The organism is Cohnella lupini (assembly GCF_003386205.1).
Classification (GTDB): Bacteria; Bacillota; Bacilli; order Paenibacillales; family Paenibacillaceae; genus Cohnella; species Cohnella lupini.
Genome location: NZ_QRDY01000003.1, coordinates 89,616 through 106,183, shown reverse-complemented (window position 1 = coordinate 106,183; position 16,568 = coordinate 89,616). Strand labels below are relative to the sequence as shown.

General features: G+C 50.3%; 17 protein-coding genes. 2 read left to right on the top strand and 15 right to left on the bottom strand.

The features are described from left to right. Positions 1 to 15 precede the first annotated feature (15 nt). The 3 genes from DFP95_RS07460 to DFP95_RS07450 all read right to left on the bottom strand — a co-directional run bounded on the left by DFP95_RS07460 (position 16) and on the right by DFP95_RS07450 (position 5,227). Entirely contained in the window at positions 16 to 1,773 is a 1,758-nt protein-coding gene (locus tag DFP95_RS07460; RefSeq protein ID WP_115991974.1) for a type 2 periplasmic-binding domain-containing protein, read from the bottom strand. A gap of 105 nt (positions 1,774 to 1,878) precedes the next feature. Further along, positions 1,879 to 3,498 carry a response regulator transcription factor gene (locus tag DFP95_RS07455; RefSeq protein WP_115991973.1) on the bottom strand — a complete coding sequence of 540 codons (1,620 nt, stop codon included), beginning with the start codon at positions 3,496 to 3,498 and terminating at the stop codon, positions 1,879 to 1,881. Further along, positions 3,476 to 5,227, bottom strand: coding sequence for a sensor histidine kinase (locus DFP95_RS07450; protein ID WP_115991972.1), 1,752 nt, complete (start codon positions 5,225 to 5,227; stop codon positions 3,476 to 3,478). Before DFP95_RS07450 ends, DFP95_RS07455 begins: the two co-directional genes overlap by 23 nt. A gap of 142 nt (positions 5,228 to 5,369) precedes the next feature. On the opposite strand from DFP95_RS07450, the gene DFP95_RS07445 reads away from it, so the two are divergent. Beyond that, complete coding sequence (locus tag DFP95_RS07445; protein ID WP_115991971.1) at positions 5,370 to 6,317, top strand: ABC transporter permease; 948 nt, start codon at positions 5,370 to 5,372, stop codon at positions 6,315 to 6,317. A 24-nt stretch (positions 6,318 to 6,341) separates the two neighbouring features. Beyond that, complete coding sequence (locus DFP95_RS07440; protein ID WP_115991970.1) at positions 6,342 to 7,220, top strand: carbohydrate ABC transporter permease; 879 nt, start codon at positions 6,342 to 6,344, stop codon at positions 7,218 to 7,220. Positions 7,221 to 7,289: 69 nt separating this feature from the next. On the opposite strand, the gene uxaC is transcribed toward DFP95_RS07440, so the two are convergent. From uxaC to DFP95_RS07380, 12 genes are all read right to left on the bottom strand, one after another. Further along, positions 7,290 to 8,696 (bottom strand): glucuronate isomerase, encoded by a 1,407-nt coding sequence (gene uxaC, locus DFP95_RS07435; RefSeq protein WP_115991969.1) that lies wholly within the window; start codon positions 8,694 to 8,696, stop codon positions 7,290 to 7,292. Between the two features lie 195 nt (positions 8,697 to 8,891). Next, positions 8,892 to 9,764: a 5'-3' exonuclease gene (locus tag DFP95_RS07430; protein WP_115991968.1), complete on the bottom strand. Its 873-nt coding sequence runs from the start codon at positions 9,762 to 9,764 to the stop codon at positions 8,892 to 8,894. A 42-nt stretch (positions 9,765 to 9,806) separates the two neighbouring features. After that, on the bottom strand, positions 9,807 to 10,994 hold the full coding sequence (locus tag DFP95_RS07425) for an aminotransferase class I/II-fold pyridoxal phosphate-dependent enzyme (RefSeq protein WP_115991967.1): 1,188 nt from the start codon (positions 10,992 to 10,994) through the stop codon (positions 9,807 to 9,809). Continuing rightward, entirely contained in the window at positions 10,991 to 11,368 is a 378-nt protein-coding gene (locus DFP95_RS07420) for a Spx/MgsR family RNA polymerase-binding regulatory protein (RefSeq protein WP_245987459.1), read from the bottom strand. The genes DFP95_RS07425 and DFP95_RS07420 overlap by 4 nt, the downstream gene beginning before the upstream one ends. Positions 11,369 to 11,381: 13 nt before the next feature. Then, the gene (locus tag DFP95_RS07415; protein WP_115991966.1) at positions 11,382 to 12,353 is read right to left on the bottom strand and encodes an RluA family pseudouridine synthase; all 972 of its coding nucleotides are present in this window, start codon (positions 12,351 to 12,353) and stop codon (positions 11,382 to 11,384) included. Positions 12,354 to 12,356: 3 nt separating this feature from the next. Beyond that, complete coding sequence (locus tag DFP95_RS07410; RefSeq protein ID WP_115991965.1) at positions 12,357 to 12,935, bottom strand: cob(I)yrinic acid a,c-diamide adenosyltransferase; 579 nt, start codon at positions 12,933 to 12,935, stop codon at positions 12,357 to 12,359. After that, positions 12,910 to 13,512, bottom strand: a complete 603-nt coding sequence (locus DFP95_RS07405; RefSeq protein WP_115991964.1) for a bifunctional adenosylcobinamide kinase/adenosylcobinamide-phosphate guanylyltransferase — start codon at positions 13,510 to 13,512, stop codon at positions 12,910 to 12,912. The genes DFP95_RS07410 and DFP95_RS07405 overlap by 26 nt, the downstream gene beginning before the upstream one ends. Before the next feature lie 116 nt (positions 13,513 to 13,628). Continuing rightward, a complete protein-coding gene (locus tag DFP95_RS07400) occupies positions 13,629 to 13,880 on the bottom strand; it encodes an aspartyl-phosphate phosphatase Spo0E family protein (RefSeq protein ID WP_245987452.1) in 252 nt (83 codons plus the stop codon). Between the two features lie 109 nt (positions 13,881 to 13,989). Then, entirely contained in the window at positions 13,990 to 15,222 is a 1,233-nt protein-coding gene (locus tag DFP95_RS07395) for an aminotransferase class I/II-fold pyridoxal phosphate-dependent enzyme (RefSeq protein ID WP_115991963.1), read from the bottom strand. Between the two features lie 30 nt (positions 15,223 to 15,252). Beyond that, entirely contained in the window at positions 15,253 to 15,744 is a 492-nt protein-coding gene (locus tag DFP95_RS07390; RefSeq protein WP_115991962.1) for an Lrp/AsnC family transcriptional regulator, read from the bottom strand. A 149-nt stretch (positions 15,745 to 15,893) separates the two neighbouring features. Beyond that, positions 15,894 to 16,256 (bottom strand): spore coat protein, encoded by a 363-nt coding sequence (locus DFP95_RS07385; RefSeq protein WP_115991961.1) that lies wholly within the window; start codon positions 16,254 to 16,256, stop codon positions 15,894 to 15,896. A 12-nt stretch (positions 16,257 to 16,268) separates the two neighbouring features. Then, positions 16,269 to 16,493, bottom strand: coding sequence for a hypothetical protein (locus DFP95_RS07380; protein ID WP_115991960.1), 225 nt, complete (start codon positions 16,491 to 16,493; stop codon positions 16,269 to 16,271). Between the last annotated feature and the right edge of the window lie 75 nt (positions 16,494 to 16,568).

The following is a 16,568-nucleotide window of genomic DNA, read 5'->3' as shown; positions in this document are numbered from 1 at the left end:
GCGGGTTTATCCTGACTATTTCTGCGTGGTTTGGTACCATTCGTTTACTTCTTCGGTTTCCTTCGCGCCGCCGAGATTGTTCCATTCCGTAACGAATTTGTCAAAGTCGTCTACCGGCTTTTTCCCGTAAATCATGCCGATGAACGTATCGGCTTCAAGCTTGACCAGAATGCCGCCCTTGTCTTGCATGGTCGGCGTATTCTTGCCCGTATACGCGTTCAGGACATTGACTCCCGACACCCAAGCATCGTCGACGATTTCAGCGGCTTTCAAGGTTTTAGGATCTCCGCTTGCCGCCTTTTTCTCGGATGGCGTGACCGGCGTTTCGCCTCGGGATAATCTCGCTGCCATCTTAATCGAAACGAACGGATTTGTCGGCTTATATAGGAGAAATTTAGACGTATCGATGTATCCGCCAGGTATATCCTCGTTCTTCATCAAGGTTCCGTCCGCATTAAGCGCAAAATCATAGCCTTCATGCATGCCGTTCACGAATTCGCTGCCCTCTGCCGGATTTATTCTGCCGAATATTCGATTCAGATACAGGAACAACGCATCCATATGCTCGAAGTCTTTCTTTACTAGCATTCCGCCTCTCAAATAATTCGTGTCGCGAGCCATAGCCTTTCCATTATTCGAAGGCAATGGATAAGGATTCATCGTCGCTCCCTGAACGTTCTTCTCGAGATCGGGAATCGGCCAACCGCCCATCCAAGAGGGCGCGAATACGATGCCTACTTTACCTTGGGCGACCAATTCGGCTACTTTGCCTTCGTCCTGCAGTCCTGCTTCCTTCGAGATGTAGCCTTTGTCGTACCACTCCTTCAGCTTGGCCAAGCCATCCTTCATCTCCGGCACGGTCGAACCGTGCACTAGCTTGCCGTCCCTGATCAGCCATTGATACGGTACCGTTCCATAAGCCCCGAATAGCCAGGACGTCTCTCCAAGCCAACTCGTAAACGGATTATAGTATGAACCGCCTCCCGAACCGAAGCTTGCCCCTAGTGGAATAATATCTTTAGTTCCTCCGGGCTTCTTGTCCAGGAAGGTTTGCATGACCGTTTCCATTTCTTCAATGGTCGTTGGGGCTTTCAAGCCCAGCTCGTCTAGCCAGTCTTGCCTGACCCACATGACCGGATTATCGTTGCCGGCATTCGCGAAGCTTGGAAGTGCCATCTTCTTCCCGCCATAGGTAACCTGGCTCCAATTGAGCGGATTCGAATTGAATATCTCTTTCATTTTAGGAGAGGCGTACTTCTCGAAATCATCCGTAATGTCCCGATAGATACCGGATTGGATCAATTCGTCGAGCAGCGTCATATCCTCCGTGTTAATCACGTCCGGCATGGATTCCTTTGCGGTCAGCATTAATCTCAATTTGGTGTTGAACTGATCGCCGGGTACTTGCCACAGCACTTTCATATCGATTCCAAGAGTATCGTGCGCCCACTTGGTATGAACGTTGTTTTCCATAGTTTCGCCGTTTTTGAATTTCATCGTGGTGTCCGTTGCCTTGACCGTCGTAATCGTCACGGGCGTCTCGAATTTGTAAGTGCCATTCCGAATCGCTTCGACAATAGCGTCGTCTTCACTTGAATTCGAAGCTTCCTCGCTTGAATTCGAAGCTTCCTGAGTAGCGGCAGCTTCCGACTGGTTATTCGTTCCCGTATTATCGCTTGCCCCATTATTTTTATTTCCGGAGCAGGCTGCAAGCAAAGTGATAGCCATGACCGCCACAAGAACAAGATGAAACAGCTTTCTATTCGACTTCATCTACAATCCTCCTAATTGCCGTTTTAACCGCAAATTCATCTTATAACAGCGCTTACTTGGGAGGTAAGAGATATATTTTAAGATCACGTATCAAATAATTAAGATTCAAGAGTAGTGACGATCCCTATATTCTTGGGGAGTCATCCCATAGTATTGTTTAAACAATTTGCTGAAATACGGCGGATTCTGAAAACCCAATCGACCGGCGAGCTCATAAATTTTGATTTCCGACGAGCTAAGCAGAACGCCCGCCGTCTCCATCCGATATCGAACGATAAAGTCGCTAATGTTCTCTTTCATTTCCGTTTTGTACAGTGAAGACAAATACGCCGGGTGCAGATTCACGTGATCGGCAATCCTTTGCAAAGACACATCCTCGGCAATATGGGTTTCGATAAAGCGTTGAATCTTGGCTATCAACTGGCTTCTGCTATCTTTGAATTCGCGAACGCTGCCGGAATCTATTCGATTCAGCACTCCTTCGGCCCATTCCATGACCTTGTCCGTTCTGCGGAAAGCTCGCGGATCATCAAGCGTCTCCGTCCCCCAACCCGAAATCTCCAACAGCGTCCGACCCTGTAGGTGCGCAATATAGAGAAAGGCATTCATCAAGCCGTACACGACTTCCATCACGTGTTCTTCCGAATCCAGCTTTTTGGAGTTCATTTCCTCGAAAACATCCTTCAGCTTGCGACGAGCGTCCTCCAGTCGTCCTGCCTCCAACAACTGATGGAAGCTGGGGGGAGTGTACAAACTTAGAAGAGAGCTCGACTGCGTGCGCGGCTGATCGGACAAGATCAGGAATTCGTGATCGCTTCGGGGAATTTTGCGGAATTCATTCAAGGACTTTCGATATTGCTCGGCCAGATCCGCCGGGAAGATCCCACGGCCGCCGATCAATACCGAAATTTGCCCCTTCAGAAAACCGGCAACCTTCAATTGCAGTTCATATGCCGCTTTTTCCAATGATTTGCCGCTTGTATTGTCCTCTGATAATCTTTCCTTATTTTTGTCCTGCACGACAAAGCATAAATACCCGTGCGAATCCTTGCATTGCCAGACCGCGAAATCCGCATCCAGAATTTCGCAAGCGATGTTCTGAACGCCGTATTCATAGAGCAAATAATCATGATCCTCCGAATGAACGAACGCTCCGTCCAGCCTGACCAACAGCAAAGCGCAATCGACGCCGATTCCGAAAGGCAACTCGTAATCTTTCATTCTCTCTTCCAATGCCGATGAAGATACGGCAACCCCGGACAATAGATCGTTTAGCAGATTCGATCTTAATAACGGCAGATGAACGCGAAGCGTCTGCCTTGTCCGTTCCACTGAACCGATATGTTCCCATTCCCGGGCGACGACCTCTATGACTCTCTCAACCTCGTCCAGAAGGTCTTGATCCTTAATCGGTTTCAGCAAATAATTCGCCGTGCCGAACTGAATCGCTTTCCTGGCGTACTCGAATTCACCGTAACCGGATAACAGAATGCACTTGGTGCGCGGGTAATGCTCTTGAATATGGCGGCATAGTTGCAAGCCGTCCATACCAGGCATCCGAATATCCGTCACGACGATATCGATCGGCGTTTTTCTTAGCACCTCGATCGCTTCCAGCCCGGATACCGCCTTGTATACTCCGCTAACTCCGACGCTCGTCCAAGCGTTATCTACCATACTGTTCAGAATCATCGGCTCGTCATCAACTAGCAGCAATTGAATCATGGTCGTCGCCCTCCTCTCTTTTCCAACGAAGCCTCACGAATAGTCCGGAAAGCTCGCTCGACCTTCCCATGGAAATGCCCGCTTCCGGACCGAATCGCTGCTTTAATCGTTGATTGACATTCCATAGACCGCACCCCGTGCTCTCTTCCATGGGCTGTTCCAGACTCTGCATATAACTCGCGATTTCTTGCTCCGTCATCCCCGCTCCGCTGTCTTCCACGAGCAGGACGTTCCAAACCTCGTCGGCGCTGCCGGTTACTTGTATCCTTCCTCGTCCAAGCGTCGGTTCGACCCCGTGAACGATCGCGTTCTCAACTACCGGCTGGAGAATCAGCCTCATAATCGGCTCGTTCAGCATCTCCGGAGGAATCTGGATCCGATAATCGATTCTCTCCAGGCGAAGCGCATAAATTTTCAAGTAATGATGAACCAGTTCAACCTCTTCTTTCAAGAGAGGCATTTGATTCTCGACCCGGGTCGTATAGCGATAATAATCCCCCAGATGGTAAGTCATCTGCTGAATCGTATCCGTATATCCGGCTTTGGCGCAACCCGCGATGAAAGAGAGGCAATTATACAAAAAGTGCGGATTGATCTGCGATTGCAGCTGCTTTAACGTTGCCAGCCGCGAGCGGTTCTGCTCCGCGTAGACGTTATCGATCAAGTGCTGTATTTCCGATCCCATATCGTTGAACCGTAACATCATATAGTCGAATTCATTGTGAAACCTTCTGTTGATCCGATAAGAATGGTTCCCGATCTCGAATTGCTTTAGGCCTTTCACGATATACGAAATCGGTTTCTGGACGTTAAGATACAGCAGGTAGGCTGCGCCGAATCCAAGAAAGACAAGAATAACCAGACTCAAGTAAAACAGATTTCGGCTCACGATCATCGGGGCATGAATGACGTTTAGCGGAACGTAATTGACCAGGTAGGCGTCAAGGCTCGGAAGGCGGATATAGCTCAAGTAGGTTTTCTGCTTGTCCAGCTTTATTTTCTTATGTCCGCTCTCCGATAGCTTCTCCCGAAGTAGACTTGCGCCTAAGGCCTCATAGTCCACATCGTCGTTCGCTGAGCTCGAGAATACCTTTCCGGAACTCGTCAGCAGGAAAGAGTAGCCAGGTCTGTCCGGCTTGTACTGCCGCAGCATTTCCCGAATGTTGTCCACGCCGAATCTCGCTTCGTAGATCGCGTTTACGGTTTGCTCGGTATTTTTGGAGAAATACGGATCCCAGATGAACAGTTGATAATACGAGGATTGCCGATCGATATCGTAATGGAGCTCCCATGTGCCGTTGTTAGCCTTATCCAGATCTTTCGGATCGTATCCGTCGCCCGGATTCGTCGAGATTCTAATCTGGATGTCAGGCAAATAAACGGAGAGATGATTGGACCAATTGCTCGAGAAGCTCTGCAAGTTCAGCTTTTCTTTTACCTGCCTCTGAAAATTGATCCTCTCGTAATCGTTCTCTAGCAAAATACTTTTCTGCAGGTCCAAGATCGACGAGTCGCGAACGAGCACGGTTGAAGATAAGGAGAGGCGTTCGACATTGGATTCGACCTGTTTCTTCAGAAAAGACAACTGGCTTTCATTATTGGCCGTAATCTGAGTATCGATGACCTTGAAGCTAGTTTGACTGAAATACGCATACAGAATGGCGATGAGGATGACGAGAAGGAGGATGACGCCATTGATTTTAATGAATATCGGCCGATTTCTCTTCACGGATTGATCTCCTTCGCTGTTTTGATGTTAATTCTTTACGACCCTTAAGATAGTGACATGCATCTTAAATATGTATTCTATACAGCGAAAAGCTTCGATCCTAAACTAATGAAGACAGCAAACGAGAAGAGGAGGAAGCCGAATGAAGAATACGGCCATTGTAGCATCATCAACCGCGATAATTAAAGGTCGAAAGCAAAAATATATGTATTTTAGGAAAAGCTGGAGATTCCACCTTATGCTACTGCCGGCCGTTCTGGCCGCTCTGGTATTTAATTACGCTCCATTGCCGGGGATCGTCATGGCGTTCCAGAACTTCAAGCCATGGCTTGGGTTCGCGCAATCCGAATGGGTCGGCTGGGATAACTTCCAAATGGTATTCACGATGAAGGATTCCATTCAGGTGCTTTGGAACACCTTGTTGATCTCATGCTTAAAAATTATATTCGGACTTGCCGTTCCGGTCGCTTTCGCTTTGATGCTGAACGAGATTCGGCAAATAGGGTTGAAGCGGTCGATACAAACGATGGTTTATTTGCCCCACTTCATGTCATGGGTTATCCTTGGCGGTATTTTGCTGGACGTGCTCTCCCTGCAAGGAATCGTGAATCAGGCGCTAACCTTCTTCCAGGTAGAGCCGATCATGTTTTTAGGAGATGGAGACTGGTTCAGAATCACCGTCATCGTAAGCGATTTATGGAAAGAATTCGGATTTTCGGCCATCGTATTCCTTGCGGCGCTTTCCGGAATTAATCCCGAATACTACGAGGCGTCCGAAATCGATGGAGCCGGAAGATGGAAGCAAACCCTATACATTACGCTCCCTTCCATGCTTCCGATCATGGCCGTCGTATTCACCTTGTCTCTGGGAAATGTTCTGAACGCCAACTTCGACCAAATCTATAACCTTATCAATCCGCTTGTATTGCAGCAGGGCGATATTATCGATACTTTCGTCTTCCGCAACTTCAAGGGCGGGCAATACAGCTTGGCTGCAGCCGTAGGCTTATTCAAATCGTTAGTCAGCTTCATTCTCATTAGCGGCGGATATTATTGCGCTTACAGATGGACCAACTACCGCGTATTTTAATCCGGCAATCCTGGAGGTCGTTAGATGTACTATAAAAATCCGTCCTACAAGGCATTTTATTATTGTAATGTGTTCATTCTACTGATCGTCTCGATTTTGTGCGTTTTGCCGATGCTCCATATTCTCGCCGTGTCTTTCAGCGGAAAATCCGCAGCGGAGGGTAACCTGGTCACGTTCTTGCCTATCGATTTCAACCTGGACAGCTACTCGGAAACCTTAAGCAACGGCAACTTCCTGAATGCTATTCGCGTATCGGTCATGCGAACCCTAATCGGCACGGCGGTGTCGATGGCCGTAACGATATTGGCCGCGTTCCCGCTGTCGAAAAGCGGGTACGAATTCAAAGGGCGCTCCCTGTACGTATGGTTTTTTCTGTTCATCATGATATTCGGAGCGGGATTGATTCCGCATTATATTCTGATTCAGAAAGTCAATCTGATCGGTTCGTTCTGGGTTTATATTTTGCCCCATGCCCTTAATATCTGGAATATCATTCTCATGATGAATTTCTTTCGGAACATCCCGAAAGAGCTGGACGAGGCTGCCATTATGGACGGAGCCGGCTCCTTCGGAATTTTGCTGAAGATCTATTTGCCCGTTTCGATGCCGGCCATCGCGACTCTTTCCTTGTTCTCCATGGTCGGACAGTGGAACAACTGGTTTGACGGTATGTTATACATGAGCTCACCCGATCAATGGCCCCTCGCTACGCTTCTGCAGACGATTATCGTCGCGCTGGATCTGAGTAAAACAGGCATCGATTTCGAGCAATTGGAGCTATTGTCCAACCGCAGCGTAAAGGCGGCGCAAATCTTCATCGCCATGCTTCCGATTCTAGCCGTTTACCCGTTCCTGCAGCGCTATTTCGTCAAAGGAATCGTGCTCGGAGCGGTAAAAGAATAGCTTTCCGCAAAAAAGAGACTGCCCTCGCTTTCCAGGACAGTCTCTCATGATACCGCTTGATCAATCGCGCTAGAAATCAAAATAAGCTTTCGCGTTCCGGTAACATATGTCTTCTACCATGCCGCCCAAAAGCTCCAGATCATACGGCACCTCGCCCCGAACGACCCACTCGCCCAGCATGTTGCACAATATTCTGCGGAAGTACTCGTGCCTTGGATAGGAAAGAAAGCTCCGCGAATCCGTTAGCATGCCGACGAACCGGCTCAGCAACCCTAAGTTAGCCAACGCGTTCATTTGCTCCAGCATGCCGTCCTTCGTATCGTTAAACCACCAAGCGGATCCGAGCTGCATTTTCCCCGGCGCGTTGCCGTCCTGGAAACTGCCCATGAGCGTGCCGAGCACGTAATAATCTTTCGGATTCAACGAATAAAGTATCGTTTGGGGCAGCGAGCCTCTCGTCTCTATTCCATCCAATAGCTTCATGAGAGGATAAGCTAGCTGGCCGTCGTGTATCGAATCGTATCCGGTATCAGGCCCAAGCTCGGCGAACTTCCGGCTATTATTGTTACGTGAGGCATGAATGTGCAATTGCATCGTCCAGCCGCGTTTCGCGTATTGCTCGCCGAGATGAATCAACGTGAAGGTTTTGTGTTTTTGTTCATCCTCCATGCTAAGCGTCTCGCCGCTTAACGCCTTCGCGAAAATAACCTCGACTTCCTCCAACGAAGCATCCGCGTAAACCACATGATCCAACGCATGGTCCGAAACTTTGCAGCCTACATTAGCGAAGTGTTCGATTCGACTATCCAATGCATCCAGCAGCTGCGTATACGTAGTAATCGGCAATGCCGCCGCTTGCTCCAGCTTTTTCACCCAAGGCACGAAGGTGTCCCTGCGAATTTCCAACCCCTTGTCCGGACGAAACGACGGAAGAACTCGGCAATCGAAGTTCTCCAGCTCCCGGATTCCCATATGGTATTCCAACGAATCCGTCGGGTCGTCCGTCGTGCAGATGACTTCCACCCGTTGATCCCGAATGAGCCTTCTCACCGAGAAATTCTCGTCGCTCAGTATCGCGTTCGCCTTTTCCCAGATCAGAGGACCGTTCTTCTCGTTAATCGTTTCTTCGATGCCGAAATAGCGGCGCAGCTCCAAATGCGACCAATGATACAACGGATTCCCTACCGTCAGGGGAACCGTCTTGACCCATGCCATGAACCGGTCGTAATCGCATACTCCCGGCCCGCCCGTAACGAGCGCTTCCGGGACCCCGTTCGCGCGCATGGCTTTCCATTTGTAATGGTCGCCGTAAAGCCATAATTCCGCTAGATTGTTATAGCGCTTATCCTCGTAAATTTCTTGCGGACTTAAATGGCAATGGTAATCGATGATCGGCTGACCGGCCGCAAAATCATGATAAAGCCGTTCTGCTGCTTCACTCTGCAGCAAGAAGTTATCGTCCATGAACGCTTTCACTAAACATTCCACTCCTTCGGAGAAATTAAGCGGATTTGTCTGCCCGGGGACTCTAAACGAATAGCCCGGACTTATCGCCCGGGATGCTCATGCGAGTCGCTCAGATACTTCTAACTGTAGCACTCTTATCTATGCGGTTGCTTAATCGAAATTCCTCATATTCGTCCGCCATTTGACTGTAGCGGTTTGATGAAATCAGTCCAGCAGCTTGACCAATCCGCCGAACTCCAGCTCTTCGAACTTCAAAGCAGCGGCATCTTTGCGCAGGCTCCAATGACAATCCTCCAAGGCGCAAGCGACGGGAACGTCGAGACGGATTCTCGCCAAATCCCTCGATAGGTGAAGCATATCCAAGTTCGCTTCGATCTTGGCTCTGACCCCTTTCGGAAGCAGCTCCAAGTTTTCCAGCACTCCTTCGACAGTTTGGAATTCTTGAAGTAATTTCAAGGCGATCTTCTCGCCGATTCCCTTAACTCCGGGATAGTTGTCGCTCGTATCCCCCATGAAGCCCTTAATATCGATGACCTGCATAGGTGTTAGCTGTTTTTCCGTAAATAAGGTTTCCAGATCGTACACCAAGTAATTCAGCTTGCCTTTCTTCATGATGACGACTTTCACGCTTTCGTTCACCAATTGAAGCATATCGTGGTCCCCGGTCAAGATGTATACGTCGGAATCTCGGCTAAGCTGGTTCGCTAGCGTTCCGATACAATCATCCGCCTCGTAACCCCTGATTCCGATGTTGGGAACGCCCATCTCCGCGACGACTTCCTTCACCAATTCGAACTGGGGAATCAACTCTAGCGGAGCTTCCGGCCTATTGGCTTTGTATCCCGTGAATTGCTCCGTACGGAACGTGGTACTTCCCATGTCCCAGCAGCATACCACGTGCGTAGGTTGAAAAGTATGGATCGCGTCGAAGAAGTATTGAACGAAGCCGTAGACGGCGTTCGTCGGCAGTCCGGCTTTTGTTTTCCTGATATATCCTGTATAAGACGTAGCGAAAAAAGCCCTGAATAGAACGGCCATTCCATCGACGATAAGTACTTTATTCCGATCTTTTTGCACTTTGTTCTCCCCTTGTGAATCTATCGTATCATCTCTACTATTCTAGCACGGTTGAACGGTTTTGATAAACCCGCCTATGCGATTCGCCGCTTCTAAGAGCAGCTCTTCGGATTGTACAAGGGCGAGCCTAACGTAACCTTCGCCGCGTGCTCCGAACGCGTTGCCGGGTATGGATGCGACGCCCGTGGTCGTAAGCAGTTGACGCGAGAACGAACGAGAAGTCCAACCTTCCGGTACGGCCGCCCAGAGGAACATCGTAGCCTGAGGAGTAGGCACGTTCCAACCGCGTTCGCGCAGCGCCCCGACGAATACGTCGCGTCGTCTCTCGTATAATCCTGCGATCGGTTTAGGCTCACGAATATCCATCTCTAATGCGGCAATACCCGCTTCCTGGGCTCCCAGGAACACGCCGAAATCGATATTGTTCTTTAGGGCGCGAAGAGCTGCCAATACCTCGCGATTGCCTATCGCGAAGCCTAAGCGCGTACCTGCTAAATGGAAGGACTTGGACAGCGAATGAAACTCGATCGCTACGTCGCGAGCGCCGGGAATTTCGAGCACGCTCGGAGGCCGCAATCCGTCGAAAGCCATCTCGCTATAGGCATTGTCGTGGACGAGCAAAACCTCGTGGCGGCACGCGGCATCGACCGCCCGCTCGAAAAAAGCCAGATCGGCCGTTGCGGACAACGGATTGCTCGGGTAATTGAGAATCATGAATTTCGTTTTATCCCAGACAGACTGGGGAATCGCGTCAAAATCGGGCAAATAGCCGTTCTCCGGAAGCAGGGGCAACGGAATCGCTTCGACTCCGGCTACCGCGAGTCCCGCTCCGTATACCGGGTAACCCGGATCCGGGAGCAAAGCGGCATCGCCCGGATCGCTGATCGCTAGCGGCAAATGCGCTAATCCATCCTGCGTTCCCATTAAGGACAATACCTCGGTATCGGGATCAAGCTCGACCCGGAAGCGATGGTTAACCCACTTGGCAACCGAATCGCGGAAAGCGAACGTGCCTTCCGTCCCGGGATAGCGATAGGTATCCGAACGCAACGCCGCCTCGGCCAGTACGGAACGAAGCTCCTCGCGCGGAGGTTGGTCCGGGCTGCCTATATCCAAGCTAATGACCGATAGCCCCTTGTCGCGCGCTTCTTGCTTCCATTCCGCGACTTCGGCGAAGATCGCCGAGCCTAATCTATCTAGACGTTTCGACCTCAAGTTGGATAGGTTCATGAGACATACCACATCGGACCGAAATCCTGTTCCCGGAAACCGATCGTTATTTTACTTTTGCCATCGGTAACGATCGGACGTTTAATAAGCATTCCGTTGGAGGACAAGAGCCTAATCTTCTCCTCGTCGGACATCGCGGCGAGCTTGTCCTTAAGCTGCATTTCCCGGTAAACCTCGCCCGATATGTTAAACCATTTGCCGATCGGCAACCCGCTCATGCCGATAAGCTTGCCAAGCTCTTCCGCGGTTGGCGGATTCGCTTTAATATCTTGCAGATCTAGCTCGTAGCCTTGTAGCTTCAATGCTTTAATCGCGCTCTTGCATGTGCTGCAAGTCGGCAGGTGGTACATCTTCAGAACTTTTGCCTTAGACACGTCGAATATCTCCTTATCTCTCGATCATTCTTAATTCACTCTCTAGCTTAAGCATATCTTCCGGAAGCGCGGCTTCCAGTATCATCGCCTCTCCCGTGACGGGATGATCGAAGCCTAATCGAAAGGCGTGCAGCGCTTGCCGTTGAATACTACCGGACAATCTCGCCGCCAAGTCGGAGTTCGTCCATTTGTCCTCCGAATAATAGCCGTCCCCGATAATCGGGCAGCCGATGGATGTCATATGAACTCTTATTTGGTGAGTCCTTCCCGTTCCCAGTCGGATGTCGATTGCGCTTGCCTGGTCGAGATAGCTAGCCGACACTTTATAGAACGTCTGCGATGGAGCGCCGTCTTCGCGAACGACGCGTCGGTGCGGATCTTCCGTTTGCCTTCCGATAGGAGCGTTGATCTCTCCTTCGCTCTCCGGCGGACGCCCATAAACGAAAGTCCGATATTCCTTGACCACCGTGCCTTCCATCATCTGAGCGGATAACTGCTGTTGCGCGAGCGGATGCTTCGCTATGATGACCAAGCCGGACGTATTTTCGTCTAAGCGATGTACGGGCCGGAATCGAATTCGTTCTCCGCGTTCCTGCCAATAATGCGTGACTCCATTAGCCAACGTGTTCAGATAATGTCCCGTCGTCGGATGTACGATAATGCCAGCGGGTTTGTTTAACACGAGCAAATGGTCATCCTCGAAGACGATATCGAGATCAATCGGTTGAGGCAGTATCGTTTCGGATATTTCCGTTTCCATCCGGAGACGAATGACGTCTCCCTCCGATATCGGGTGGTTAGGCCAAACCTTTTGCCCGTTCACGGATAATCCTTCGTCCGAAGTTTTTAACTTGACCATCAACCGTCTCGATATACCGATCCGTTTGCGGAGGATGTCCCTTAGACTTCTTCCCTCATCCGAAGCAACGGCGATATATTCGATCGGAGCGTAGTAGGTCGAGCTGCCGTTGTTATCGTCGATCATCGTTCAAGACCTCCGGCGGAATACGTCTGCGCCTCGTTCGTATTCTACGTCAAGCAACCCAAGACGGGCATTTGCCGCTCTGGCGACCGTAAAGAAGAAGTCGGATAGCCTATTCAAGTATTTGCGAACCTCATCCGGACACGCCTGCTCTTCGGACAAAGTCACGACGCGTCTCTCCGCCCTGCGGCATACGGTACGACAAACGTGCAGCAAGGATGACGGCTCGCTTCCTCCCGGCAAAATAAACTTCGTAATCGGAGGCGTCTGCGCTTCGTATAGGTCGATCCAACCTTCCAAGCGCTCCGTCATCTCGGGCATGACCTTCATCTTCCGAGGATCTGCCACCGCATAGGAAAGATCAGAGCCGCAATCGAAAAGTTCATGCTGAATCAAGGTGAGATGCTCCAGCAGATCATCCCAGTCGGCGGTAGTTTCTCTCGCCAGAACGGATGCGGCTTGCCCGACGAAGCAATTCAACTCGTCGATCGTCCCGTATGCCTCCACGCGGGAATCGTTCTTCGAGACTCGCCCGCCGATGACCGATGTTTTGCCTTCGTCACCTGTCCGTGTATATATTTTCATTAGTCGATTTCCCCCGTTTCAATCGGTAACCCTTCACTTCCGTCGCCATTCCGGCGGTCATTCTATAGAGACACGCGCTTGCCTCCAGCAATACCCGATTCGCGGCCGCTAATCGATATGCGTACCCTTGCTCCCTACGGTTGATCGACAATCCGTTTGCCGGTTCTTCCGTTACTACGATCATCTTTCCTTCGTAAGATAGAATGGCGGCGAGCGCTTCATGCCACACGCCGTCTACAGCGGCTTCGTCATCCGTCAATGTATTCTCCATGCGCATATACAATCCGCGTAGCCAACCGGATAAGCTATCCACGACGAGAACGCGACGATCCGCTCGAAAAATATTGGATTCCATATTGATAGCCGTGAGTTTATGAGCTAAAGTCTCGTCCGCGTCCGAGTGGGTCCAGGGAAATTCCGGATCGTTTGCCCACTCCGCCTGACGTTGTTCGCTTAGAGGCCGATCGGGAAAGGGGGGACAAGCCAACACGATTCCTTCCCGTCCCAAGGAACGGGCCAGCTCATTGGCGAATTCCGTTTTTCCGCTGCCTATTCCGCCGGTAATCAGCCAAAGCATCGCTCGTCCCTCCTTTCCTATCTGTGTTTAATATAGCATAAACGAATTTACCTCCAAAACAAACAAACGGCTCAGACGCCCGCGCGACGATAGTCGAAAAAAAGAGGCCGGCGAAATCACCGAACCCCTTCACGACTCATGAGTACATGCTTCATATATTCGTTAATCTTCAAATCCAATTGGCGGCTAAGTTCCATTACCGATTCTGCTATGAATGAATGTTCTCGCATGAAAGTATCCGTCATTGCTTTGCGCAATCTATCGATTTCCTCGGCTAGATCCGCCGTGCGATTCGGGTAATGAGAGATGATGGGCGCTTCGGCATGCAAAGACGACATGTGTATGGAATTATGTTCCGCCTCGGCCATGTACATTCCCCCTTCTCATGACGAACACCAATCCTCAGTAGGTTGAAAACCATGGTAATTATAGCAAAACCAATGCAAAATGAACATCACTTTTGTAAATAATTCTTAATTATTCCAAACTTCTTAGGAATACTCCGATTCTCTCCATCGCTTCCGTAAGCTGTGACACCGACGTCGCGTAGCAACAACGAAGGAATCCTTCGCCGCCTTTGCCGAAGACATGGCCGGGTACGGCGGCGACTTTGGCCTCCATTAGCAACCGGGACGCGAATTGCTCAGAAGTTAAACCAGTCGACTTAATGGACGGGAACGCATAGAAGGCTCCTTGCGGCTCATGGCAATCGAGACCCAGCTCGCGAAACCCCTGCACGACAAGACGCCGACGTTGATTATACGACTCCATCATGCGGTCTTTTTCCTCTAAGCCGCCTTTGGTCAAGGCTTCCAGAGCAGCAACCTGACCCATGGTCGGCGCGCACATGATCGTGTATTGATGAATTTTAAGCATCGCGCTAATAAGATCCGGATGACCGCAAGTGTACCCCATTCTCCAGCCCGTCATCGCGAACGCTTTGGAGAAGCCGCTGACCAGAATGGTCCGGTCCTTCATCCCGGGCAAGGAGGCGAAGCTAGCATGGCGTCCTCCGTTAAACGTCAGCTCCGCGTAGATTTCATCGGAAATAACGATCAAATCGTTCTCTTCGACGATTTTGGCGATCGGCAGCATTTCGTCGTAGGTCATGATGGCGCCCGTCGGATTGCTCGGATAACAAAGCACGAGAACTTTGGACTTCGGCGTAATCGCCTTAAGCAGGCTTTCCGCGGTCAGCTTGAACTGATCCTCCGCGAAAGTCTCGATGCCGACGGCAATGCCTCCGCTTAAAGAAGTAATCGGCGAGTAGGAAATATAGCACGGCTCGGGCACGAGAATCTCGTCTCCAGGCTCGATGAGCGCCCTCAAGGCAAGATCTATCCCTTCGCTGCCGCCGACCGTCACGATTATTTCCTTAGCCGGATCGTAAGAAAGATGAAATTGATTGTTTAAGTACTGTCCGATCGTTTCCCGAAGCTCCAGCATCCCGGCGTTGGGAGAGTATTGCGTCTGCCCTTTTTCAAGAGAATATACTGCCGCGTCCCGCACCCGCCATGGGGTTACGAAATCGGGTTCGCCAACTCCAAGCGATATAATGTCCTTATCCTTGCTCGCGCTTACCAAATCGAAAAAACGCCTGATGCCGGACGGCGGAATCGCGCGCGCGTGCGCGGCTAAATGGTGTTGCATTCCGCCGCTCCGGGGTTGTTCAACCTGCTGGATTTGCGGCTTTTCCTCATCCTTTATCATTGGGCACTCTTCCTTTGCGTTGGACTGCTATTATGGGGAAACGAGCAAGCGTCGGTCGTCTTCGAACTCTTCGAAAATAATGCCGTCCTGTTTATACTTTTTAAGAATAAAGAAGCTCTTCGTCGAAATGACCGATTCGATGGTAGATAATTTATTGGAAACGAAGGAGGCCACCTCTTTCAGGTTCTTTCCTTCAATCTCAACGAGTAGGTCGTAAGCTCCCGACATGAGGTAAACCGATTTAACTTCGGGGTACAAATAAATGCGCTCCGCTATGTTCTCGAAGCCGCGACCTCTCTCGGGCGTGCATTCGACCTCGATAAGAGCCGTTACTTTCTCGTCGTCCACTTTACTCCAATTCACGACTGCCGCGTACTTGACGATAACATGATCCCGCTCCATCTCCGCAATCGCGGCGGAAACGTCCTCTTGCTCTGCGCCTAGCATCGTAGCGATCGTGGCGGCAGTCAATCGGGCGTCTTCCTTGAGCAGGTCCAAGATGCTTAACTTGAATTCGTTCATCATGATCCCTCCTGAATTACTCTACATCATACATCAAAAACAGGCTGCCTGAAAAGTTAAATCAGAGGATCTTTCAAAAAATCCCCGCGCCGGCAATAGTTGCCGACCGGGGACATGGTAAGAGCCGCTTTAAAGGCGTTTCGAGCCTGTTATTGGTATGCGGGCACCGAATTGTTTCCCATCGCCGCGGGAGGAATTTGTCCTTGCGAAGCTTTGGCTTGCTGCACGAATTGGTTCGTTTGTTGCTGCGATTGCTGATATTGCTTCAGCTGCTTGTCCAGCTCCTGTTTCAATGCTGGCGAGGATGCATTGTACATATTATTTTGCTGCATAACGGTATACAGCTCGCCTTGCATTTTAAGCGTGCTGTCTAACAGTTGCGTAAACATTTGCCTAATTTCGGGACATACGGATTCCGTAGCCGCCGTAGCGTATTCGCGAGTTACCCTCTTAAGATCGGACAAAATCGTCGAGGCCAAATCTTCGTCCGTTAAAGCAGGTTTATTGAACATGGTCGAACCTCCTTAGGATTGGGGTTGGGTAGGTGCCATCGATTGATGCTGCTGAATGGCATTTAACAACGTCGTATACTGCTGCGTGTGCACGTCGACCATGTGGGAGCATGCTTGCTGAAGCTGAACGTTAGTGATGGTCGCGGCCGCTACCGCGCATTGCTTGATCAATAAATCTTCGTTGGACATGGAGTCCGCTACGTATTCCAATTCCTTGGCCGTCATGGCTTGCATCATGAACGATTTGCCTCCTAGGCGTTCATTTGGACATCGAAAGTTAGTCTGTCTTATCGGAATGTTCAATATGCACGC